Here is a 20219-nt window from a genome sequence, read left to right as displayed (position 1 = left end):
AACCCCTCTTTTCTTTATTTAAGTAGTAATATCTTCAACACTTAATTTTTCTAAAATAGTTTTAAACTGATTTGTAAACTCAGCCCCGGTTACCCCGTCAATAAACCGATGATCATAACAAATGGAGAGGGTCATTATTGGAGCCACAATAACCTCATCTTCCTTATTTACTATCGGTGTTTTCTTAATAGTTCCAGCAAAAACTATCGTTGACTGGGGAGTATTAATAATAGGGGTTCCCGATTCGATTCCCACACTTCCTAAGTTAGAAAGAGTAATTGTGCCATCAGCATAATCTTGAGGGGTAAGCTCACTTGCTTCTGCCTTATACCCAATCTCTTTCATTTCCTTAGAAACTTCATGGATTGACTTAGATGGAACGTTTCGTAAAACGGGTACCACAAGACCATGTGAGCTATTTACAGCAACCGATATATTTACTTCTTCAAAGATTTTCACTTTTTTATCTTTATCAAATTGACTATTTACTATCGGATAGGAAGCCGCTGCTTTGGCTAAAGACTTAATTAAAAGATCATTTAAAGTAATCCCCTCTAGTTGTTTTTTTACTTTGAGTACATTCTCCATATTCACAGAAACCATTTGTGTAAATTGAGGAACAGTTTGCCAGCTTTCTAATACATTGTTGCTCATAGCTCTTTTCACATGATTTAATGGAATGGTTTCTTTCACAGTAAGTTGAGATTCTTCTGAGAAATTTACAAAAGATTTAACATCATTGACTGTAATTAACCCATCTTTCCCTGTCCCTTGAATTTCCTCTAGAGATAACCCCATCTCTTTGGCCAGCTTACGTGCCTTAGGAACCACTTTACTTCTTTGTTTTCTAACAGCAGTAGCAGTTGAAGATGTGGATTTTTCTTTGTTATTGCCTACAGCTTTCTCCTGGTTTGTATCTTGAAGATAAGCGGATAAATCCACTTCTTCATTTAGATCAGCAATAATAGCAACTACAGTATTTACAGCCACTTCTTCTCCATCAGGAACAATCACCTTCTTTAAGGTCCCTGACTCTTGGGCTTCTATTTCTAAAGTTGACTTCTCCGTCTCCATTTCAAAAATATAATCTCCTTTATTAACTTCCTCTCCTTCCTCGACTAACCATTGATTAATCGTACCTTTTTGCATGGTTACACCTAACCTTGGCATTTTTACTTCGTACATATCTGACACTCCCCACATTTTCGATTCAGAATGTTCTGTCATTTTTACTTATACTGGAACATCAATAATTTCATTAACAGCATTTATAATTTGTTGTGCGTTCGGACGATAAAATTGTTCTAAATGAATACTTTGTGCAATAGGTACATCAGGACTTCCAATTCTTTTTATAGGTGCTTCCAAGTCAAAAAGTGCTTCTTCTTGAATTTGCGCAGCTATTTCAGCACCTGACCCACCTGTTTTTGATTCTTCATGTACTATTAAAACTCTTCCAGTTTTACGTACAGAGTTCAAGATGGTTTCCATATCAAGAGGAGCAAGTGTACGAGGGTCAATAACTTCAGCTTCAACCCCTTGGTTTGAGAGCTCCTCTGCAGCTTCTAAAGAGGTTTGTACTTGGAGTGCTGTAGCTATAATCGTGAGATCTTCTCCCTCGCGTTTTATATCAGCTTTACCAAATGGAATTAAATACTCTTCCTCTGGCACATCGCCTTTCATGTCATAAAGTAATTTATGTTCAAAAAATAGTACTGCATTGTTATCACGAATAGATGTCTTAAGTAATCCTTTTGCGTCATAAGGAGTCGAAGGTACAACAATTTGCAGACCTGGACCGTGCATAAACAAGGCTTGAGGGCTTTGAGAATGTTCAGGACCTGCTCCTCCCGCTATACCAACAGGGAGCCTTAATGTTATAGGCATTTCCATCTGCCCTCCGTGCATGAACCGCCATTTCCCCATTTTGTTAAAGATTTCATCGAATGCAATACTTGCAAAATCACCGAATTGAAGCTCTGGAATCGGTCTAGCATGCCCGGTTATAGCCATGCCAACCGCAGCTCCTACGATTGTAGCTTCAGCAATCGGGGTATCGTAAACCCGAGGCGCCCCATACTTTTCATAAAGCCCTTGAGTTACTTTATTGATTCCACCAAATTTAGCCACGTCTTCACCGAATAATACTGTGCTCTCATCTCTTTCCATTTCTTCATGTAAAGCTTCATTAAGTGCTTCACGCATAGTAATTTGTCTCATTTTTTCTCCTCCTTATGCAAATAGACCTTCATAAATACGATTCCGTTCTGGCATAGGGGCATTTTCCGCTATTTCAATAGCTTGCAAGATTTCTTCTTCTACTTGCTTACCTAAGTTAATCAGATGATCTTCGGTTGTTAGTCCACTATTAATTAATTGCTTTTTAAAATTCTTAATAGGGTCTCTATTATCTTTCCAATCTTGTAGGACAGCTTTATCAATATAATCATAAGGATCACCTTCAAAATGTCCTCTATGACGGAAAGTTTGTGCTTCAATAAACGTTGGTCCCCTGCCTTTCTTAGCACGCTCAATGGCTTCTTTGGTCACCTCATGCATCAAGAGGACATCATTTCCATCAACTACACAGTTTGGAATCCCGTACCCTTCTGACCAATCTGCAATATGAGCCTTGACCCCATGAGTTTCCGATACATGACATGAAATTGCATATTCATTGTTTTCGCAAATATAAATCACAGGCAAGTTATATAATTTGGCCCAATTTAGAGATCCGTGCATAGTTTCTCTGGAAGCTGCACCATCTCCAAAATAAACTATAGTAACTTGGTCAGTTCCTTTCATTTGAGAAGCAAAAGCAGACCCTACCGCTAAGCTAAGTTGAGATCCAATTGTCCCGGCTTGACCTAAGACCCCCCTGGAAGGATCAGCACTGTGAACTATTCCCGCCCCCAATCCTTTAGTCGTTCCTTCTATAGTACCTAAAAAATCACCATATATTTTTGAAAGTGGAACCCCTTTTGCAATTTTTTGGTTACAACCTCTATGATTGTAATAAATATAGTCTTCATCTCGGAGGAGTTTTGTAATCGAACCAGCAGACAAACCTTCCGAGCCAATTCCAGAATGATAGAACCCAGAAACTTTACCTTCTTGCATTAAGCGAATCAAATTTTCATCAAATGACCTAATTTTAACCATCGTTTTATACAACTCAATTAGTAAATCTGGATCATAGTCTTCTAAATTTACATCTCGCTGATAGATTTCTGCCATATTAATACACTCCTTTTAAATTTTCTTCCCACTAAGTCTAGAGTTAATTAGGATATCTTCTTGTTTTTAATATCACCTCCCTCAATAAAGTGATAGTTCTAAATAATAAAGAACTCTTTGGTATTTGGAATAGTTTTATTTCTTCTTTCAAATTTGATGGTGGACTTTTGGCCATGCCCTGGATAGACGATTACTTCATTGGAAAGTGTAAGTATTTTTTTCTGTATGGATTGCTTTAACAATTCTCGATCACTTTGTGGTAGATGTACTGCTCCAACAAAACCCGATAATAATGTATCTCCTGTAAAAACAAATTTATCTTCAATTAAATAGCTGATACTTCCTGGCGAATGTCCTGGTGTAAATAGAACTTTTATAGAAATGGAAGCACATTGAATCACTTCTTCTCCGTCAAACAAAATATCTGGCCAATCACAATAGATATGCTTAGAGGTATTTGAAGAGCGATTTAAAACGGGGTCAAGCAGCCAACTGGCTTCTAAATGATGTATACCTACTTGTGCATCGGTAAGTGTTTTTAAACTTTTCACTCCAGCAATATGGTCATAGTGACCATGGGTAAGTAATATATAATCTACATCTCGACCGTTTAGGTAACTCAATAATTCCTCAGTAACCTCTCCAGGGTCTATGACTACACATGTATCAGATGAAGACACAACATAACAGTTACTTTTTTGTGTTCTTGAAATGAAGCACTTCACTCTTGGTTCTTCCATATACAAAATCCCCCTCAATTCCTCCAATCAAGCATATTGAGTAAACGCTTACATTAAATGCTTTTCTACCGTGATAATGTTGCAAAAATTATGCCAACTTCAAATGATCGCTATAATAAGCTTTCACCTATAAAACTTTACTATTAAAAATAATTTTCTTATTATATTTCTTAAAAATGAAGTAACTACTTACCCACTCGACACATATCTTCCTTTACTGAGCAAGCCACCCTCCATCAACAAAAATAGTCTGTCCCGTAATAAAACTACTTCCTTTACCTGCTAACAGTAAGACAGCACCTTCTAATTCCTCAGCCTGTCCTAACCTTTTCATTGGAGTTTTTTCAATAATCTTATTTCTTACTTTAGGTATAGCTAACTGTTCTTTATTCATGTCAGTTTCAATATAAGCGGGCCCAATAGCATTTACTTGTATGTTAAATCTAGACCATTCCAATGCAAGAGATCTAGTTAAGTTAATTACCGCTCCCTTACTTGCTGTATAAGGACTTATTCCTACATCTCCAACTGCCCCAGCAACTGATGCCATATTAATAATTTTTCCGCCATTGCCATTCTCCTTCATTTTTGAAGCTACTGCCTGAGAACAAAAAAACAATGATTTAACATTCAGATCCATTACTTGATCCCATTCCTCTTCACTTGTCGATAAAGCAAAATTAGTTGAAGATCTTCCTGCATTATTCACTAGGATATCGATTGTTCCAAATTCTTTCCAAGCCTCTTCCACTAGTTTTTCTATTTCTTCTAAATCGTTTAAATCTACTGATATCCCTAATGCTTTCCTCCCACAGTTTTCAATTTCTTTAACAACTTCCTGGTTTCTTTCCTCATTTCTCCCACAAACAACAACATCAGCACCTGCATTAGCTAACATTAATGCTATTGATTTTCCTAGCCCGCGATTAGCCCCTGTTACCATAGCTACCTTACCTTCTAATGAGAATACATTCATATTGAAACCTCCTAATAAATTATAAAACTATCATAATCTATGTGGTGCCATAAGTTATGCAAAATCCATGCCAATTGAATATAAAAATATATTTAATACTTCATACTTCGTTGGAATAAATCAATTAATTGCAAGTTGGGTAGTGAAGTGAATGTAAGTATTCACCAATTAATTACGCCAAACATTTTATATACAAAAATTTTATTATTACCGATAAGAATTAATAGGTGTTAATACGAATAGTGAACGAGGTGAAAATAAGAATCTGGATACTGAAATAACCCAAATAAGGTAACACTTCCTTATAAGTGTCCATTATTTGGGTTGAAAATTCTCTGATACTGGTATGCTACTTTTTATCTGCATCACTCATAAGCATAAAAGCCTCTGCCTGTCTTCCTTCCATAATGCCCTGCCCTCACTAATTTTTTCAACAGTTTAGGAATACGGTATTTGGAATCACCTGTCTCATGGAATAACGTTTCTTGCACATACAATAAGGTATCGAGTCCGATAAGATCAGCCAGTTTAAGGGGTCCAATCGGGTGACTCGCCCCTAACATCATTCCTGCATCAATGTCTTCTGCGGAGGCGATGCCTTCGTCTAATACAAAAATGGCTTCACTGATCATTGGCACAAGTATGCGATTGACAATGAATAAAGGCGCGTCTGTTACTAAGATGCTTTCTTTATTGAGATTGGAAGCGATTCTTTCTAGGGTATGTACCGTTTCTTTGGATGTTTCGACACCTTCAATGATTTCAATCAGTTTCATAACCGGCACTGGATTGAAAAAGTGCATGCCGCATACTTTGGCTGGACGCTTGGTCGCTGAGGCGATCTCTGTGATAGACAAGCTTGATGTATTGGTCGCTAGTATGGTGGATTCATCACAAATTTCTTCCAGCTCGGCGAATACTTGCTTTTTGATTTCCATATTTTCAATGATGGCTTCCACGACAAGTGCAGCACCCTTGAATTCGGTTTTATCTGTGGTGAATGTTACATTTTCCAGTACTTCTTCCGCTTTAATGTCCAATTCCTTCTTTTTTATAACGCGGTTAATGTTTTTCTCCATGTCTTTTTTTGCTTTCTGAGCTGCTTGCTCACTTATTTCTACTACCGTTACGTCATAGTCGTTCATGGCAAAAACCTGCGCGATACCATTGCCCATAATTCCGGATCCTAGTACACCTATTTTCATCTGTCTCACCACTCCTATAGAAAGAAATTTGGTAATTCATTTGACGATAATGAAAAGGACGGGGACCTTTTTTCCAAAAATGCATTGATTCCTTCTTTTGCATCTGCTTGTCGAGCAGCCCAATATAAGTACTTTGACTCAATCAAATGGGCTCTTTTCGGATTGCTTTCCCCAGTCATTCTCCACAATATTTGACGCGTGAACGCGTTAGAGGTAGCTGCGGTATTCTGGACTATTGCTTCGGCGATTTCCTTGGCTTTAGCCAGAGGATCTTCTTCTTCATACTGAATTAACCCTGCGGCCATTGCTTCATCCGTAGGAATGTAACGCCCTGTTAGCATCCAATCTAGTGCTTTTCCTGCTCCTACTAGCTTCGGTAAAAACCACCCAGAGACGGATTCGGGTCCGATACCGACACGTCCAAATACAAAACCTACCTTCACTCCCTTTTTAATAATTCGAATATCCATTGGTAGGGTCAGGGTAATACCGACTCCAACAGCTGCCCCATTTATTGCGGCAATTACTGGCTTTTTCATATCATAAACCTTTAAGCTGACTTTACCACCGACATCCCGGAAGTCATCAGCCGCTTCATCTGTTTCAAAAGTGGAGGTGCCACCGGATAAGTCCATCCCTGCACAGAAGGCTTTTCCTGCTCCGGTTATAATAACCACGCGGATCTTATCTTGTTGATTCGCCCATTCTAAAACGTCCAATAGTTCCTCACTCATCGCATACGTAAAGGTATTCATCTGCTCGGGACGATTCAATATTAGGGTCATGATTCCTTTGTGTATCTCGTATTTAATGGTTTGGTATGACATCTGTCATCCCCTCCTTGTATTCACGAGTCATCTGGTCAATGATTTCTTTGATAGGCTCCTGTTTTTCCACTAGTGTTACCCCATGCCCCGCAGACCAAATATCCCGCCATGCTTTGACATTGACCAGGTGCGAAAGATCTACATCTTCCCTAGACTTTAATGTTTTAGGATCAATCCCCATCCGATGCAAGCTTGGTATCAAGAGGTTGGCATGGACACCACTGAACGCGTTAGTATATAAAATGTCTTCAATAGAAGCATCCAGAATCATTTGCTTGTATTCTTCCGAAGCAATACTTTCTTTTGCGGGAATGAATCTTGTTCCCATATAGGCATAATCTGCTCCCATCACTTTAGCAGCTGCCACATCCCTGCCTGTAGTGATACCTCCTGCCAGAATAAGTGTTCCATCGTAAAATTTTTTCACAGCACTAAGAAACGCAAAGGGATTCAATGTTCCTCCATGCCCCCCAGCACCTGCACACACTAGAATTAGGCCGTCGACTCCCGTTTCAGCTGCCTTTTTGGCATGCTTCACATTTGACACATCTGAATATACTTTCCCCCCATAGTTATGCACCACTTCTATCACATCACGCGGGTTACCCAATGAAGTGATAACAATAGGAGGCTCGTATTTTCTTATCAACTCAAAGTCTTCCACATATCGTTTATTCGACCCACTATGGCATATGAAATTAACAGCCCAGGGCTTGTCCCCCAGATTACGCTTAACTTTTTCCAGCCATTCGGCACATTTTTCAGCTGGTCGTGCATTCAACAATGGAAAAGAGCCTATTACTCCTGCTTTTCCTGCTTCAATGGTCATCTCTGGAGTTGAAACCAAGAACATCGGAGCCACGATAATAGGTAGATCAGACATTTTCAATCACCATTGCAATTCCTTGGCCACCGCCGATACATAAGCTGACAACAGCATACTTTCCACCCCGGCGTTTAAGTTCATAAGATGCAGATAGTAAAATTCTTGATCCACTAGCACCGACTGGATGACCAAGCGAAATTGCTCCTCCATTCACATTGGTTTTCTCTCTCTCTAATCCAAGTTCTTTTTCAACAGCTAGATATTGTGCTGCAAATGCTTCATTTACTTCTACAAGGTCCATATCCTCTACAGATAAATCAGCTCGTTCTAATGCCTGTCTAATTGCAGGCACTGGTCCTATTCCCATGATTGTTGGATCCACTCCAGCGATGCCCCACGAGACGATCCGTGTTAACGGGTTCAAGGAATTTTTCTCAATTGCATGTTCACCTGCAACGATGACACTTGTTGCTCCGTCATTGATTCCTGATGAATTTCCAGCTGTGACAGTACCGTCTTTTTTGAACACAGGTCGTAACAATTGCATTTTTTCTATACTAGCATCTGCTTTTATATGTTCATCTTGTTCGATTGTTCGCGTTTCTTTTTTCGTTTTCACTTGGACCGGAACGATTTCTCCACCAAAGGTTCCATTTTCCCGAGCCTTTGCAGCCCGCTGATTTGACTCGACTGCATAAGCATCTTGCTCTTCCCTTGATATGTCATAAATTTCAGCCAACTTTTCCGCCGTCATCCCCATACCAGCCCCTGTATACCTATCTGTCAGTGTCGCCTGAAGCATATCTTCGAACTTCAAATCCCCCATTTTTGGACCGCCGAATCGCTGTTCGAAATTAGCATAAGGAGACTGGGACATATTCTCGGTTCCTCCAGCTAATACAATATCTGCTTCATTCAATAAAATGCTTTGTGAGGCAGAGACCACTGCCTGCAAGCCGGATCCGCACAATCGATTCAATGTCAGTGCAGGGATTTTCTCTGGCACCCCGCTATGTAGGCCTATATGACGAGAAAGGTAAGCGGCACTTGTTTGGGAGTGGATCACATTTCCATATATAACATGATCAACTAAAGATGGAGCCACCTTGGCGCGTTTCATAGCTTCAACTGCTGTCGCTTTCCCAAGCTCTGTTGCATCCGTATTTACAAATGAACCACCAAAACCAGTGAATGCTGTCCGAGCTCCTTCTATAACGAAAATCTGTTGCATCATGTATTTCCTCCTTCAATTTCGGTGGCAATTTCAAATTTGCCTGTCATCTTTTTTTCCCCTGTCTGATTGACTATCTCCAACGTGCACTTTTGTTCTCCTGCAACAGTATTCTTTTTAGATGTGCAAACCACTTTGAGTGATTCCTTCGAGTAAACCGGAGAACAGAAACGGACATGAAAGCTCTTCATCTTCTTTCCTGGAAACCATGTGTTGATAGCCTGAGTAGCCCATCCCATCAACATCATACCTGGGACAAGAATATCGGGGTGTTTTTTTTCTTTTGCGACTTTTTCTATTGTATGGATAGGGTTGAAATCACCAGAAGCGCCACAATATTTTACTAGGTCGATAGATTGAACTTCCTCTATCGGGAAAGGCTTCATTCCTGAACCTCCTTTTTGTTAAAAGTAACTAGTGTCGCTCGTCCAATTAACACAAGCTTAGAATGTTGGTTAAAATAATTAGTTTCAAGATAAAAAAAGATTTTATCGCCCTTGTCTTTCGTATTTCTATTTCGAACAGTTCCTGTTATTTCATCCCCCGCACAAATTTCTTCTATATATTCATACGATTGTTCACCATGGAGCACATCCTCAGGAGTTAAGCTCAACTTTTTTAAAAATTGATAATAATGATTATCGTTCCAGAAATCTATCACTGTTCCAAAGGTAGGAGGCGCTACTACATCCCGATAACCAAGTTTTATTGCTTTTTCTTTATCGTAATGGATGCAGTTTTTCACTCCTAGTGCAAGGGCGAACTCTTTAATTTTTCCGCGTTCAATTATAAATGGAGCGTAATCGTGTCGGAGTGTCTCTTCCATTAATATCCCTTCTTTTAAATAATCCGGTTAGACTTAGTGAGATGAGCCATTTCAATCAAGTTTCCGACCGCCTCGTTCAATGTTTCAAACCGGTCGTCCTCGATTTCACCCTTTGCCCAGCGATAATAAATTTGTTGTAATATGGCAGCCAATTTATAAAAGCCGAAAGCTACGTAATAGGTAATATCCGACATGTCGCGTTGACATCTGCTTGCATACTCTTCTACGAATTCTCTTCTATTAAAAAAGCCAGGTTGATTGGTCACTACGTTAATACCTAAGTCAGGATCACCTGACTGGCGCCAATAGGCTACTGTTGAGCCTAGGTCTGTCATCGGGTCACCGACGGTCGAAAGCTCCCAGTCCAATACTCCATTCACCTTGCCAGGAATATCATTATCTAAAACAAGGTTATTCAACTTGAAATCATTATGGACAATGGCTATCTCCCTTGAAATTGGAATGTTATCCTTGAACCAGGCCTCTAATTCCTCCGCTTCTGGAGTGTTATCCGTTCTGGATCGATTGTATCTTTTGATCCATCCATGCACTTGCCTTTCTAAATAACCCTCCGGTTTTCCGATATCTGTCAAATTAGCTTCCTTATAATCTATAGATTGCATCTCTATCAAAGTATTAATCAGGTTCGTAGAAATCAGAGGACCGATCTTTTCAACATTACCGAAATATTCAGGAATTTTTTCGTCTATAACTATCCCCTGCTTCTTTTCCATTACATAAAAATGTCTTCCCATAATATTCGGGTCTTCACTATATAAATATGGTTTTGGGGCTAAAGGGAAAGCATTGTTTACCTTTCTCAGAATGTTATATTCACGTGACATATCATGAGCTTTTGGTGGAATTTCCCCGAATGGAGGCCTCCTTAGTACTCCCTCCCAATCACCAAAGGTAATTAAGTAAGTCAAATTTGAATAACCTTCAGAAAATTTTTTTACATCCATCTGTTCCTTTGGTAAATCTGAAATGGATTCTTTCAGGAAACGTTCTAGAGCATCCCAATTGATATGTTCATAATCAGTAAATTGTCTCATTTATTAATTCAGCTCCTTTCTATGAATTACTTACCTAGAAATGTTGGTTTTCTTTTCTCCTTGAATGCTTTTACACCTTCCTGCATATCTTCTGTTTCGCATAACTCACCAAAGTAGTCCGATTCCAGTCTCTGGCCATCCGCAAGCGGCATATCTATTCCGTTATCAATAGCGTTCTTTGCACAAGCAATGGCCACTGGCCCTTTCATTAATATCTGTTCTGCAATTTTCATGCCCTCAATATAGGCTTCTCCATTAGGTACGATTTTTTCTATTAAACCAACTTGATGGGCTTCAACAGCTGAGAAAGTTACCCCAGTAAAAATCATTTGCTTTGCCTTCCCCGGTCCAATAAGCCTCGTCAATCTCTGTGTACCTGCATATCCTGGTAAAATACCTAAACCCGTTTCGGGTAATCCCATCTTCACGTTTTCCTCAGCTATTCTGATATCACATGCAAGTGCTAATTCAAGGCCTCCTCCAAGTGTCAAACCATTCATGGCGCAAATAACAGGAAATTTGGCATTTGCGATCTTATTAAAAATACGTTTTCCTTTATCTACTAGCTCTTTTCCTGTTTCTTTAGTCAAAACAGAGAACTGGTTTATGTCAGCCCCCGCAACAAATGCTTTCTTCCCAGTACCTGTCAAAATCATGGCTCTCGTACTTTCTTCTTGTAAAATATCACTTACCGCCTTGTCCAGTTCTGTCAGCAGTTCATCTGTCAAAACGTTTAATGGAGGGTTATGGATTGTCACTTTTGCTATTTCTCCTCCACAGCTATATTGGATTAAATTCATATCTCCGTGTCCCATAACATCACTCCAAGTTTAAATTTTGTATTTTTCCATCTACATACATTGGAAGTACATGGACCATTTCTACTGATTGGATGATAAGGTCCATAGATTCTGCAAAGCCTGTGTCTCTTAAAAGTTTAGAAGTTTCTTTTTCCAACAATCCTTTATAATTATTAGCTTTCTCTTTCAGGAAAGCATCCCGGGCAAGTTTTGCCGAGTCAGAAAAAGAGTAATTTTCTCTTTCCCATAAATGATCAACAAGTTGTCCTGCACCGACAAAATCTTCTGCCGAGAAATGGCCTGCATTCCCAGCGCATATAATAACAATTGTTTCTGAGTCTGTTTTTTGGTGTATATGTTTTGCAACCATATGGCCATTGACTAAAGAAGATAACAATAATGATTCCGACAGATTGGCGGATTCCACTGCCCTTGTTCCATTTGTAGAGCAAATGATTGCGGATTGTTTTTTATTAACTTTTTGAATCAGAGTAGGATCTGGATATTCGAACCCTTCAATTGCTTCCCCGTTCTTTTCACCAAGCATCAGTCCAAATAGCTGTTCTTTTTCTTGAATGTCACACGCATGGTTTCCGTCATTTGCTGTATAAACAGGGTCGTAACCATACTCCAATAAGAAGGCTATCGTGGATGTGGCCAAGAAAACATCGATTACTACTGCAGTGGCATCATTTAACCTTTCTTTTTCTACCAGTTCTTTTTGTGTAAGAACAATCACTCTTCTCATTTCATACAACCTCTAGTCTCCTTATTTTTCCTTAAACAAAAAGGAAGGCTTTCTTTCGATGATATTTCGGAACAAAATAAATAAATTTTCTACAATAATCAAAGCGAATGATAATGGAATCAAGAAGAATAATGGATATAATGGGTAAAGACTGCCCGCCGCTGGAAATGACATTTCCCTCTCTAATCCTGACACTGCGTACTCCCATGTGAATTGGACAATCAAACCTAATATGAAAATTTCAAGCAAAACCATTATGAAAATCAGTATTCTCTTAATAGGAACACTGAATTTATCGAGAACCAGATCCATCCGAGGCAATACACCGGATGAATAGACATAAGCTAACGCCGGGAAAACAGCCAATGGCATGAAATAATTCTGCACGAACTCAAATCCTCCGTTGATGGAATCAGAAAGTACATTTCTTAAAACAACGTCTACGACTATGAACATCATCATTCCAAATAAACTGATTCCACTGATCCAAATACCGATCAGCTTGATCCACTCGAAGACGCGATAAATTTTCAAAGCGCTTCTCACTCCGCTCACTCCTTCATTTATTGACTCATCGAATCCGGTAAAAATGTTGCGATTTCTGGAAAAGCAATCATGGTACCGCATACAATAACAAGTGCCGCAATTGCAAAAGCCATTCCTACTCTAAATATGGCGTCAGACTTAATGCCACTGACACCAGCGACCGCATAGACACTTAGACCGACTGGGGGAGTAATCAAGCCAATAGTACAAATAACCCCAACGAAAACTCCAAACCATAACAGGTCGATCTGTAATTCTGTGATTATTGGCAATAATACTGGGATGGACATCAGAATCACAGCTGCACCTTCGATAAACATGAACATAACGAAGAGAACGAGAGATATGACAATTAATACCAATGCAGGCATTCCCATGATTGGATCCAACATAGCAATCAACTGTCTCGGCAGCATAGATAACGATACGAATCGACCGAAGATCTGAGCCCCGATCATGATCAACATTACCATGCCCGTAAGCTTTAGAGTTTCTACTAGTGATACTTTTAGAAACTCAAAGTTGACCTTCCCTAAGCATAGAGCAGCTAAGAAGCCGACAAAAGCTCCTACAGCACCTGCTTCTGTTGGGGTGAAAATTCCTGCATAAATTCCGACAAAGATGATTAATACAATGATTGATGCAGCAAGACTTACTACAAATAACCGGATGAAAGTTACCTTATCACTCTGTTGTATCAATGAATCCTTATCAGCTTCTTCGTATGTTTCTTTTTGTTCCATTCGATAGTAGATTAGCATTATGGCTATGAACACAATCATCACTAACACACCTGGAATGAGAGCACCAATGAATAACTGTCCTACAGGCGTTTCTGTAGCCACTCCATAAAGGATAAGGATAATACTAGGAGGGATGATACCAGATAAGGACCCTCCCGCTGCTGCGATAGCGCCCGCTAATCGGGAACTATACCTGTGTTTACGTAATTCAGGAATAGCGACTTGCCCTAAAGAGGCTGAAGTGGCTGTGCCTGAACCAGATACTGCTCCCAACAATCCACCGATAGATATTGTCAAGATTCCGAGGACACTGTTTTTTCCTTTTGCCACCTTATGAACGATATAAAATAAATCTTTTACTATTCCAGATTGGAGTATGAATTGTGCCATAAGAACAAACAGTGGAATAGTTGTTAGTGTATAACTTGCGACTCTATCGAACGGTTCATTCCCTAAAAGCCCCGGCAGAAAGCTGAATCCCTCTAATAAAATCAGACCGATAATTCCTGTGGCGAATAAAACAGAGTGAATATATAGTCCTGTAAGCAAGAGTAATATTACCATTGCCAATATGATAATAATAATGGTGACGTTATCCATGAAACTATCACTCCTTAATCTTTCCAATCAACTATGTATTTTACTTGCCCCATTCCATTTTTATAAAATGAGGCAAGAATTATAGGTAGTTTCTACTCTATGTTCTTCAATCCATCAGGTACATCGCCGCCTTCTTCCACAATCAAATCACGCCAAAGCTTAATGAGTTTATTTCCAGGTAGTCCTTGTTCCTCCAACATGTTGGCATAATTCATCCATGTATCCTCAATACCTGTAGTAAAGACTTCCTGTACTTCCTGATCGAGTGAAGAAAATTCAACAAACTTCCCGCCGTCCTCTTTATTTTGTTCGATCAGCTCTTCAGAACGGTTGATCCACTCTTCTGCCCCAGGTTTGAACACTTCTTCATTTGCTTGTTCCATAGCTTCTTGGACATTTTCAGGCATATCTTCCCACTTCTGCTGACTCATTCCGATGAATGAGTTGAAGTGACCAAAATTGATACCAGTCAATGTGTAACGGAATAAATCCTGGAATCCATAACCGGACCAGTCGGCAATGCTATAATAACTTCCTTCAAAAGAACCTCTACTCAATGCATCGTACATTTCTACAGCCGGCATAGTTACACTGTTGATTCCGACGTTATCGGAATACACTTCATGAATTCTGGAAGGTGTACGAAGTGAGGTACCCTTTACATCACTTACAGAGTCAAATTCTTTTCCTGTTGTTGAAATGGAATATTCCTGAGTCGTAGAAACAGGAAATACTTTGAAATCGGTGAACATCATTTCTTGGTAAGTTTGACCATCCTTTAACTCGACATCACTGTTGAGTAATGCTTTCCAAGCATTGGAGCCGATAAGGGTATCTGAGTGAGCAAGGGGAAGCATTGTCACTTCGGCCATTGGAAATTGGTCCGGTTGATAAATGGGTAATACCAAGGCTATATCAACAGTGCCATTCAATACGGCGTCACCTTCATCCGGTACAGAAACCAATTCGCCACCAGTATATGTTTCAAATTGGACTTGTCCATCTGTAAGTTCCTCTACTTTTTCCATCCACGGAACCATGGTATCTGACCACCAACCATGCTGAGCACTCAACCCAGTTGCAGCACGTAAAGTTATGGTTTCATCACTACTTTCCCCGCCTGCTTTTTCATCTCCACCACAAGCCGCTAATACAAGCACTAAGCTGAACACAATAGGTAACCAATTTAATTTTCTCAATATTTTTCCCTCCTTGTTTTTTATGAATTTTCACAAAATTATTACTAAAAAAATTATCTTCCCTGGAAATGAGGCTTTCTTTTTTCAAAGAATGCTTGAACACCTTCCTTATGATCATAGGTCTGCAGCAAAGTTGTCTGAATGATGTTTTCAGTCATAAAATAGTTATCAAGTGAAGCATCATCTATATGGTTGATAAGAAATTTAACATATTTGTTAACTACGTTTGGACCCTCTTCTATAAATTTAGTAAAATCAGTTACTTCATCATACAAACTACCCTCAGTCAAACGGTTAACAATACCTTGTTCATGAGCTTCCACAGCTGTCACAATCTTGCTTGATGATATCCATTCCTTTGCTATTGGAGATGGCACACGTTCTGAAAGTGATCTGATCAATCCCAGATCCGGAATCAACCCAATATTCGAAAAGCTCAACGCAAATTTTGCATCCTTTTTTGCTATGATAAAATCACATGCTAATGCCAAGCTAAAACCGGCTCCCGCAGCGTACCCATGTATAGCTGCTACAACATACTTATCGATTTCTAATATTTTTCTAGAGAGGCTGGAAACATACTCGACCCATTTTGCCGCTTCAGAGCTTGAAGCAATGTCATTCATAGAGGCGATATCACCTCCTGCACAAAAGGATTTGCCCTCGCCGCTTAGCACAATAACCTTGACATTTTCATTTTCAGATAATTGGTCTAGACCATTTTTCATTTCTGCTACTAATTCTCGCGATAATGCATTTAACTTGTCTGGTCGATTCATAGTCAACCAGCCTTTGTGACCATCCACATGAATACTGACTAAATCATTCATGGAATTCCTCCCCATTCTTTTAAAAGTCTACGGAGTAACTATCAATTTCCCCCATGTTTTTCGATCCGCTAATTGCTCAAGCGCGTTGATAACCTCATTAAATGTATATTCATGGTATATTAACGGTTTGATTTTCCCTTTTTGGTAAAGTTCCATAAGATCCTGATGTGCTTCTACTACTAACTCAGGAAAAAGCTTTCTAAAGTAGCCGAAATGCACACCAACAATAGAGTAATTTTTAATCAAGGGGTGGTTGGCCGGTACTTCGGGAATGTCTCCTCCTGCAAAGCCGATTAAGAGAAGGCGTCCTGCAAAACCGATGCACTTGCGAGATTTGTGTAAGACATCGCCTCCTACAGGATCAAAAATGACATCAGCCCCACCCTTGTCGCTATGTTCTTTCACAACCTTCACAAAATCTTCTTCACGATAATTTATCACTACATCTGCTCCAAGTTGTTTACAAATTTCCGTTTTCTCATCGCTTCCTGCTGTCGCAATTACTTTAGCTTCCATCGCCTTAGCAATCTGAATAGCTGCAGACCCTACCCCGCCAGATCCGGCATGAACCAAGACAGTTTCACCTGCTTTTAATAATGCTCTGTCTTTTAAAGCATAGTAAGCTGTTTGGTATGTGATAAACATCGCGGCTGCTTCATTGAATGACATCTCATCAGGAACTAGAAATACGTTTTCCTTATGTACGTTAATTTTTTCCGCGAAACCTCCATTTGGAAGAAGTGGAGTTGCCAGGACACGATCGCCAACTTTCAAATCTACGTCTCGGCCAGTCTCAGTAATTGTCCCAGCAATTTCAGCGCCGGGTGTAAACGGTAGCTCTGGTCGTTCCTGGTATTTGCCCTGGCACTGAAGAATATCAAAAAAGTTCAACGAGAATGCCTCTACTTTTATTTGAACCTCATTTTCACCTGGACTATCCACTGGGGATTCTATTATATTAAGAGCGTGTTCCGGGTCTCCTAATTCTGTTACAACCCAAGTCCTCACGCTACCACCTCACAATCTGTAGAATTTATAATTGTTCTCGAATTTCGAGTTTTGCAATATCCCTTAAATGCACTTGGTCTGGCCCATCAACTATTCTTAATGTCCTTGCGTTCGCATAATGTTCAGCTAATGGAGTGTCTTGAGAAACTCCCGCCCCGCCAAAGACTTCAATTGCTCTATCAATAACATTCAAGGAGACTCGTGGTGCAGCTACCTTGATCATAGCTATTTCTTTCCTAGCAGCTTTTGCGCCCTCCTGGTCAATTTTGTTTGCAGCTTGTAGTGTGAGTAATCGGGCTTGTTCGATCTCGATACGGCTCTCTGCTATCATTTGTCTTAACGTATCTTTTTCGACTAATTTAGAACCGAATGCCTCCCGTTCATTTGCTCGTTTAATCAAGAGCTCTAACGCTCGCTCTGCTGCCCCTATTGCACGCATACAATGATGGATTCTTCCTGGTCCTAGGCGCCCCTGGGCGATTTCAAACCCTCGTCCTTCTCCTAAAAGAATATTTTCTTTAGGAACGCGGACGTTATTATAATGTATTTCCGCATGACCTTGGGGGGCGTGATCATAACCAAACACATTTAAATGTCGCTTCACTTCTACTCCAGGAGTATTGAAAGGAACTAAAATCATAGATTGTTGTCTATAACGTTCTGCATCTGGATCTGTCTTACCCATAACTATTGCTATGTCACATCGTGGATCCAGTGCTCCGGTAGACCACCATTTACGGGCATTGATTACGTATTCATCACCATCGCGAGCTATGCTGGCTTGAATATTTGTTGCATCCGAAGATGCTACTTGCGGCTCGGTCATGGAAAATACCGACCGAATTTTCCCTTCCATTAGTGGCTCTAGCCACTTTTTCTTTTGTGCGTCCGTTCCATATTTCATCAATACTTCCATGTTCCCTGTATCAGGTGCATTACAGTTGAATATTTCGGGTGCAATCAATGACCGCCCCATCACTTCACATAAATGGGCATAATCATAATTTGATAAGCCTTTACTATACTCATATTCTTTAGGGATAAAGAGGTTCCATAACCCTTTTTCTTTTGCTTTATCCTTCAATTCTTCAATTACCGGGGGGATCACCCATCTATTTTCGGCTTCCTCTAGAAACTTTTCTACCTCTATTTCATTCGGGTAAATGTAATTGTCCATAAATTCTACTAATTCATTTTGCAACTGTTTAGCATCATTTGACATTTCTTTTAACATATCCATTACCTCCACTTTCTTTTAAGGAATTTTTTAAAATTTTACCTGATGAGTTCCGAGGTAGCTCCTCAATAATTTCAAAGACTTCTGGTACTTTATATTTAGCTAATTGACTGTGGCAATAGTGTTTTATCTCCTCAATATAAGCTTCATTTATGCTTGAACCGACAATGAATGCTTTTACTCTTTCCCCAAAGACTTCATCTGGAACTCCGACTACTGCCGCCTCATCAATTAGTTCGTGACTTTTTAATACATCTTCTACCTCAATGGAAAATATCTTTTCACCGCCACGGTTGATCATGTCTTTTTTTCTATCTTTGATATAGAAAAAACCATCTTCATCCATATAACCTATATCACCTGAATGCCAGTAACCATCAGTGAAATTCCTTGTATTAGCTTCAGGATTTCGCCAATATTCTTTGACTACCATCGGTCCCTTTATTTGCATTTCTCCCGCTTCTCCAGGCTTGCAGTTCATTCCATCTTCCCTAACTATTTTTATATCAGCAACTGGCACTGCCAACCCGACCGAGGTAACCTTTGATTCATGGTAATTTACTGGCATGAGTGTAGCCGGGGATGTCGTCTCTGTAGCGCCATATGCATTATGCAATTGTGCGTTTGGAAACGCTTTCTTAAGCATGCTGAATGTCTCCTGATAAATCGGCGATCCTCCGAATGCCACCTTAGTTACAAAGTCAAATTGATTATTTAAAAACTTATCTTCTGTCGACATCATGATAAAAATCGTGGGAACGTTAAAAAGAAAATTAATTTTATATTCTAAGATGTAATCGATATATTTTCTATTTTGATAACGCTCCATACTGTAGACGGTACCCCCAACGTAAATGAGGTGCAGAAGTTGTCCTACAAGGCCGGTCACATGGAACATTGGAACGGCTATCAGTGTTTTCATATCTTGATGTGTTTGGAAAGTAACTTGATAGTTTATCAAACTGTGAATAATGTTGATGTGGGTCAATACAGCACCCTTAGGTCTTCCTGTAGTTCCTGAGGTATAAAGAATAAATGCGGGGTCTAACTCATCGACTTGAACTTTAGTTAGTGGATAATCATGGGTGAGTAATTTTTCAAAAGAATTCGTTCCATCAATAATAAAGAGGTGATCATCTGGTGGTATTATTTTCTCTGTATGTTGTCTGAGTTCTGCTATTTTGTGAAAATATCTATCCTCACTGATAATCACTTTTATATCAGAATGAGCCAAAATATATTCAACCTCATCTGCCGACAATTTCACGTTAATAGGAACCATAATTGCACCAATCTTCATACAAGCGAAGAGTACAATTGGGAAATGATGACGGTTGCCGATAAGTGTCGCAACTCTATCACCTTTTTCTACGTTACAGTTTTTTTGTAAATAGGCGGCCATTGCTGTTGAATCTTTATCCAGTTGCTTATAAGACAAAGCATGACCTTCTGTTACTATTGCCTTCTTATCAGCATGGGTATCCAGATGTTTAGAAAGGATGCTGTTTATATTTTCCGGCCTGTCTGCGAAAACTTTAACGTTCGGTCTACCATATAAGTCAATCTCTTGAATGTTCATAATCGG

21 protein-coding genes are annotated in these 20219 nt (G+C 39.6%); all 21 read right to left on the bottom strand.

The features are described from left to right. Positions 1 to 18 precede the first annotated feature (18 nt). Positions 19 to 1185 carry a dihydrolipoamide acetyltransferase family protein gene (locus FHS45_RS05625; protein ID WP_062445961.1) on the bottom strand — a complete coding sequence of 389 codons (1167 nt, stop codon included), beginning with the start codon at positions 1183 to 1185 and terminating at the stop codon, positions 19 to 21. A gap of 48 nt (positions 1186 to 1233) precedes the next feature. Further along, positions 1234 to 2220 carry an alpha-ketoacid dehydrogenase subunit beta gene (locus FHS45_RS05620; protein WP_062445960.1) on the bottom strand — a complete coding sequence of 329 codons (987 nt, stop codon included), beginning with the start codon at positions 2218 to 2220 and terminating at the stop codon, positions 1234 to 1236. A 12-nt stretch (positions 2221 to 2232) separates the two neighbouring features. Next, positions 2233 to 3237 carry a thiamine pyrophosphate-dependent dehydrogenase E1 component subunit alpha gene (locus tag FHS45_RS05615; RefSeq protein ID WP_062445959.1) on the bottom strand — a complete coding sequence of 335 codons (1005 nt, stop codon included), beginning with the start codon at positions 3235 to 3237 and terminating at the stop codon, positions 2233 to 2235. 98 nt (positions 3238 to 3335) lie between these two features. Continuing rightward, the gene (locus tag FHS45_RS05610) at positions 3336 to 3977 is read right to left on the bottom strand and encodes an MBL fold metallo-hydrolase (protein ID WP_062445958.1); all 642 of its coding nucleotides are present in this window, start codon (positions 3975 to 3977) and stop codon (positions 3336 to 3338) included. 214 nt (positions 3978 to 4191) lie between these two features. Further along, a complete protein-coding gene (locus FHS45_RS05605) occupies positions 4192 to 4953 on the bottom strand; it encodes an SDR family NAD(P)-dependent oxidoreductase (protein WP_062445957.1) in 762 nt (253 codons plus the stop codon). Between the two features lie 365 nt (positions 4954 to 5318). Further along, positions 5319 to 6167 (bottom strand): 3-hydroxyacyl-CoA dehydrogenase family protein, encoded by an 849-nt coding sequence (locus tag FHS45_RS05600; protein WP_371872038.1) that lies wholly within the window; start codon positions 6165 to 6167, stop codon positions 5319 to 5321. Between the two features lie 5 nt (positions 6168 to 6172). Next, on the bottom strand, positions 6173 to 6985 hold the full coding sequence (locus FHS45_RS05595; RefSeq protein ID WP_062445955.1) for an enoyl-CoA hydratase-related protein: 813 nt from the start codon (positions 6983 to 6985) through the stop codon (positions 6173 to 6175). Then, positions 6966 to 7868: an NAD(P)H-dependent flavin oxidoreductase gene (locus FHS45_RS05590; RefSeq protein ID WP_062445954.1), complete on the bottom strand. Its 903-nt coding sequence runs from the start codon at positions 7866 to 7868 to the stop codon at positions 6966 to 6968. Before FHS45_RS05590 ends, FHS45_RS05595 begins: the two co-directional genes overlap by 20 nt. Next, positions 7861 to 9042 (bottom strand): acetyl-CoA C-acetyltransferase, encoded by a 1182-nt coding sequence (locus FHS45_RS05585; protein WP_062447949.1) that lies wholly within the window; start codon positions 9040 to 9042, stop codon positions 7861 to 7863. The genes FHS45_RS05590 and FHS45_RS05585 overlap by 8 nt, the downstream gene beginning before the upstream one ends. After that, positions 9042 to 9428 carry a MaoC/PaaZ C-terminal domain-containing protein gene (locus tag FHS45_RS05580; protein ID WP_062445953.1) on the bottom strand — a complete coding sequence of 129 codons (387 nt, stop codon included), beginning with the start codon at positions 9426 to 9428 and terminating at the stop codon, positions 9042 to 9044. Before FHS45_RS05580 ends, FHS45_RS05585 begins: the two co-directional genes overlap by 1 nt. Then, positions 9425 to 9868 (bottom strand): FAS1-like dehydratase domain-containing protein, encoded by a 444-nt coding sequence (locus tag FHS45_RS05575; protein ID WP_062445952.1) that lies wholly within the window; start codon positions 9866 to 9868, stop codon positions 9425 to 9427. Before FHS45_RS05575 ends, FHS45_RS05580 begins: the two co-directional genes overlap by 4 nt. A gap of 14 nt (positions 9869 to 9882) precedes the next feature. Beyond that, positions 9883 to 10923, bottom strand: a complete 1041-nt coding sequence (locus FHS45_RS05570) for a phosphotransferase family protein (RefSeq protein WP_062445951.1) — start codon at positions 10921 to 10923, stop codon at positions 9883 to 9885. A gap of 26 nt (positions 10924 to 10949) precedes the next feature. Then, positions 10950 to 11723: an enoyl-CoA hydratase/isomerase family protein gene (locus FHS45_RS05565; RefSeq protein WP_062447947.1), complete on the bottom strand. Its 774-nt coding sequence runs from the start codon at positions 11721 to 11723 to the stop codon at positions 10950 to 10952. A 19-nt stretch (positions 11724 to 11742) separates the two neighbouring features. Beyond that, positions 11743 to 12471, bottom strand: coding sequence for a 2-phosphosulfolactate phosphatase (locus tag FHS45_RS05560; RefSeq protein ID WP_229717871.1), 729 nt, complete (start codon positions 12469 to 12471; stop codon positions 11743 to 11745). A gap of 21 nt (positions 12472 to 12492) precedes the next feature. Next, positions 12493 to 13017 carry a TRAP transporter small permease gene (locus FHS45_RS05555; RefSeq protein ID WP_062445949.1) on the bottom strand — a complete coding sequence of 175 codons (525 nt, stop codon included), beginning with the start codon at positions 13015 to 13017 and terminating at the stop codon, positions 12493 to 12495. 17 nt (positions 13018 to 13034) lie between these two features. Then, positions 13035 to 14360 (bottom strand): TRAP transporter large permease, encoded by a 1326-nt coding sequence (locus FHS45_RS05550; protein ID WP_062445948.1) that lies wholly within the window; start codon positions 14358 to 14360, stop codon positions 13035 to 13037. Positions 14361 to 14452: 92 nt separating this feature from the next. Then, the gene (locus tag FHS45_RS05545; RefSeq protein ID WP_208416262.1) at positions 14453 to 15559 is read right to left on the bottom strand and encodes a type 2 periplasmic-binding domain-containing protein; all 1107 of its coding nucleotides are present in this window, start codon (positions 15557 to 15559) and stop codon (positions 14453 to 14455) included. 53 nt (positions 15560 to 15612) lie between these two features. Then, positions 15613 to 16389 carry an enoyl-CoA hydratase/isomerase family protein gene (locus FHS45_RS05540; protein ID WP_166761367.1) on the bottom strand — a complete coding sequence of 259 codons (777 nt, stop codon included), beginning with the start codon at positions 16387 to 16389 and terminating at the stop codon, positions 15613 to 15615. Positions 16390 to 16416: 27 nt separating this feature from the next. Next, on the bottom strand, positions 16417 to 17397 hold the full coding sequence (locus FHS45_RS20440; RefSeq protein ID WP_166761366.1) for an NADPH:quinone oxidoreductase family protein: 981 nt from the start codon (positions 17395 to 17397) through the stop codon (positions 16417 to 16419). Between the two features lie 25 nt (positions 17398 to 17422). Beyond that, positions 17423 to 18631: an acyl-CoA dehydrogenase family protein gene (locus FHS45_RS05530; RefSeq protein WP_148350123.1), complete on the bottom strand. Its 1209-nt coding sequence runs from the start codon at positions 18629 to 18631 to the stop codon at positions 17423 to 17425. Next, positions 18609 to 20213: a class I adenylate-forming enzyme family protein gene (locus FHS45_RS05525; protein WP_062445943.1), complete on the bottom strand. Its 1605-nt coding sequence runs from the start codon at positions 20211 to 20213 to the stop codon at positions 18609 to 18611. Before FHS45_RS05525 ends, FHS45_RS05530 begins: the two co-directional genes overlap by 23 nt. Positions 20214 to 20219: the final 6 nt, after the last annotated feature.

The organism is Thalassobacillus devorans (assembly GCF_011761345.1).
Lineage (GTDB): Bacteria > Bacillota > Bacilli > Bacillales > Halobacillaceae > Thalassobacillus > Thalassobacillus devorans.
This window is presented reverse-complemented; position numbering and strand designations above follow the sequence as displayed.

Excerpts from the sequence above, each read along its gene's own strand:
- FHS45_RS05625 (WP_062445961.1), bottom strand. The coding sequence starts at position 1,185 with ATGTACGAAGTAAAAATGCCAAGGTTAGGTGTAACCATGCAAAAAGGT.
- FHS45_RS05620 (WP_062445960.1), bottom strand. The coding sequence starts at position 2,220 with ATGAGACAAATTACTATGCGTGAAGCACTTAATGAAGCTTTACATGAA.
- FHS45_RS05615 (WP_062445959.1), bottom strand. The coding sequence starts at position 3,237 with ATGGCAGAAATCTATCAGCGAGATGTAAATTTAGAAGACTATGATCCA.
- FHS45_RS05610 (WP_062445958.1), bottom strand. The coding sequence starts at position 3,977 with ATGGAAGAACCAAGAGTGAAGTGCTTCATTTCAAGAACACAAAAAAGT.
- FHS45_RS05605 (WP_062445957.1), bottom strand. The coding sequence starts at position 4,953 with ATGAATGTATTCTCATTAGAAGGTAAGGTAGCTATGGTAACAGGGGCT.
- FHS45_RS05595 (WP_062445955.1), bottom strand. The coding sequence starts at position 6,985 with ATGTCATACCAAACCATTAAATACGAGATACACAAAGGAATCATGACC.
- FHS45_RS05590 (WP_062445954.1), bottom strand. The coding sequence starts at position 7,868 with ATGTCTGATCTACCTATTATCGTGGCTCCGATGTTCTTGGTTTCAACT.
- FHS45_RS05585 (WP_062447949.1), bottom strand. The coding sequence starts at position 9,042 with ATGCAACAGATTTTCGTTATAGAAGGAGCTCGGACAGCATTCACTGGT.
- FHS45_RS05580 (WP_062445953.1), bottom strand. The coding sequence starts at position 9,428 with ATGAAGCCTTTCCCGATAGAGGAAGTTCAATCTATCGACCTAGTAAAA.
- FHS45_RS05575 (WP_062445952.1), bottom strand. The coding sequence starts at position 9,868 with ATGGAAGAGACACTCCGACACGATTACGCTCCATTTATAATTGAACGC.
- FHS45_RS05570 (WP_062445951.1), bottom strand. The coding sequence starts at position 10,923 with ATGAGACAATTTACTGATTATGAACATATCAATTGGGATGCTCTAGAA.
- FHS45_RS05565 (WP_062447947.1), bottom strand. The coding sequence starts at position 11,723 with ATGAATTTAATCCAATATAGCTGTGGAGGAGAAATAGCAAAAGTGACA.
- FHS45_RS05560 (WP_229717871.1), bottom strand. The coding sequence starts at position 12,471 with ATGAGAAGAGTGATTGTTCTTACACAAAAAGAACTGGTAGAAAAAGAA.
- FHS45_RS05550 (WP_062445948.1), bottom strand. The coding sequence starts at position 14,360 with ATGGATAACGTCACCATTATTATTATCATATTGGCAATGGTAATATTA.
- FHS45_RS05540 (WP_166761367.1), bottom strand. The coding sequence starts at position 16,389 with ATGAATGATTTAGTCAGTATTCATGTGGATGGTCACAAAGGCTGGTTG.
- FHS45_RS05530 (WP_148350123.1), bottom strand. The coding sequence starts at position 18,631 with ATGTTAAAAGAAATGTCAAATGATGCTAAACAGTTGCAAAATGAATTA.
- FHS45_RS05525 (WP_062445943.1), bottom strand. The coding sequence starts at position 20,213 with ATGAACATTCAAGAGATTGACTTATATGGTAGACCGAACGTTAAAGTT.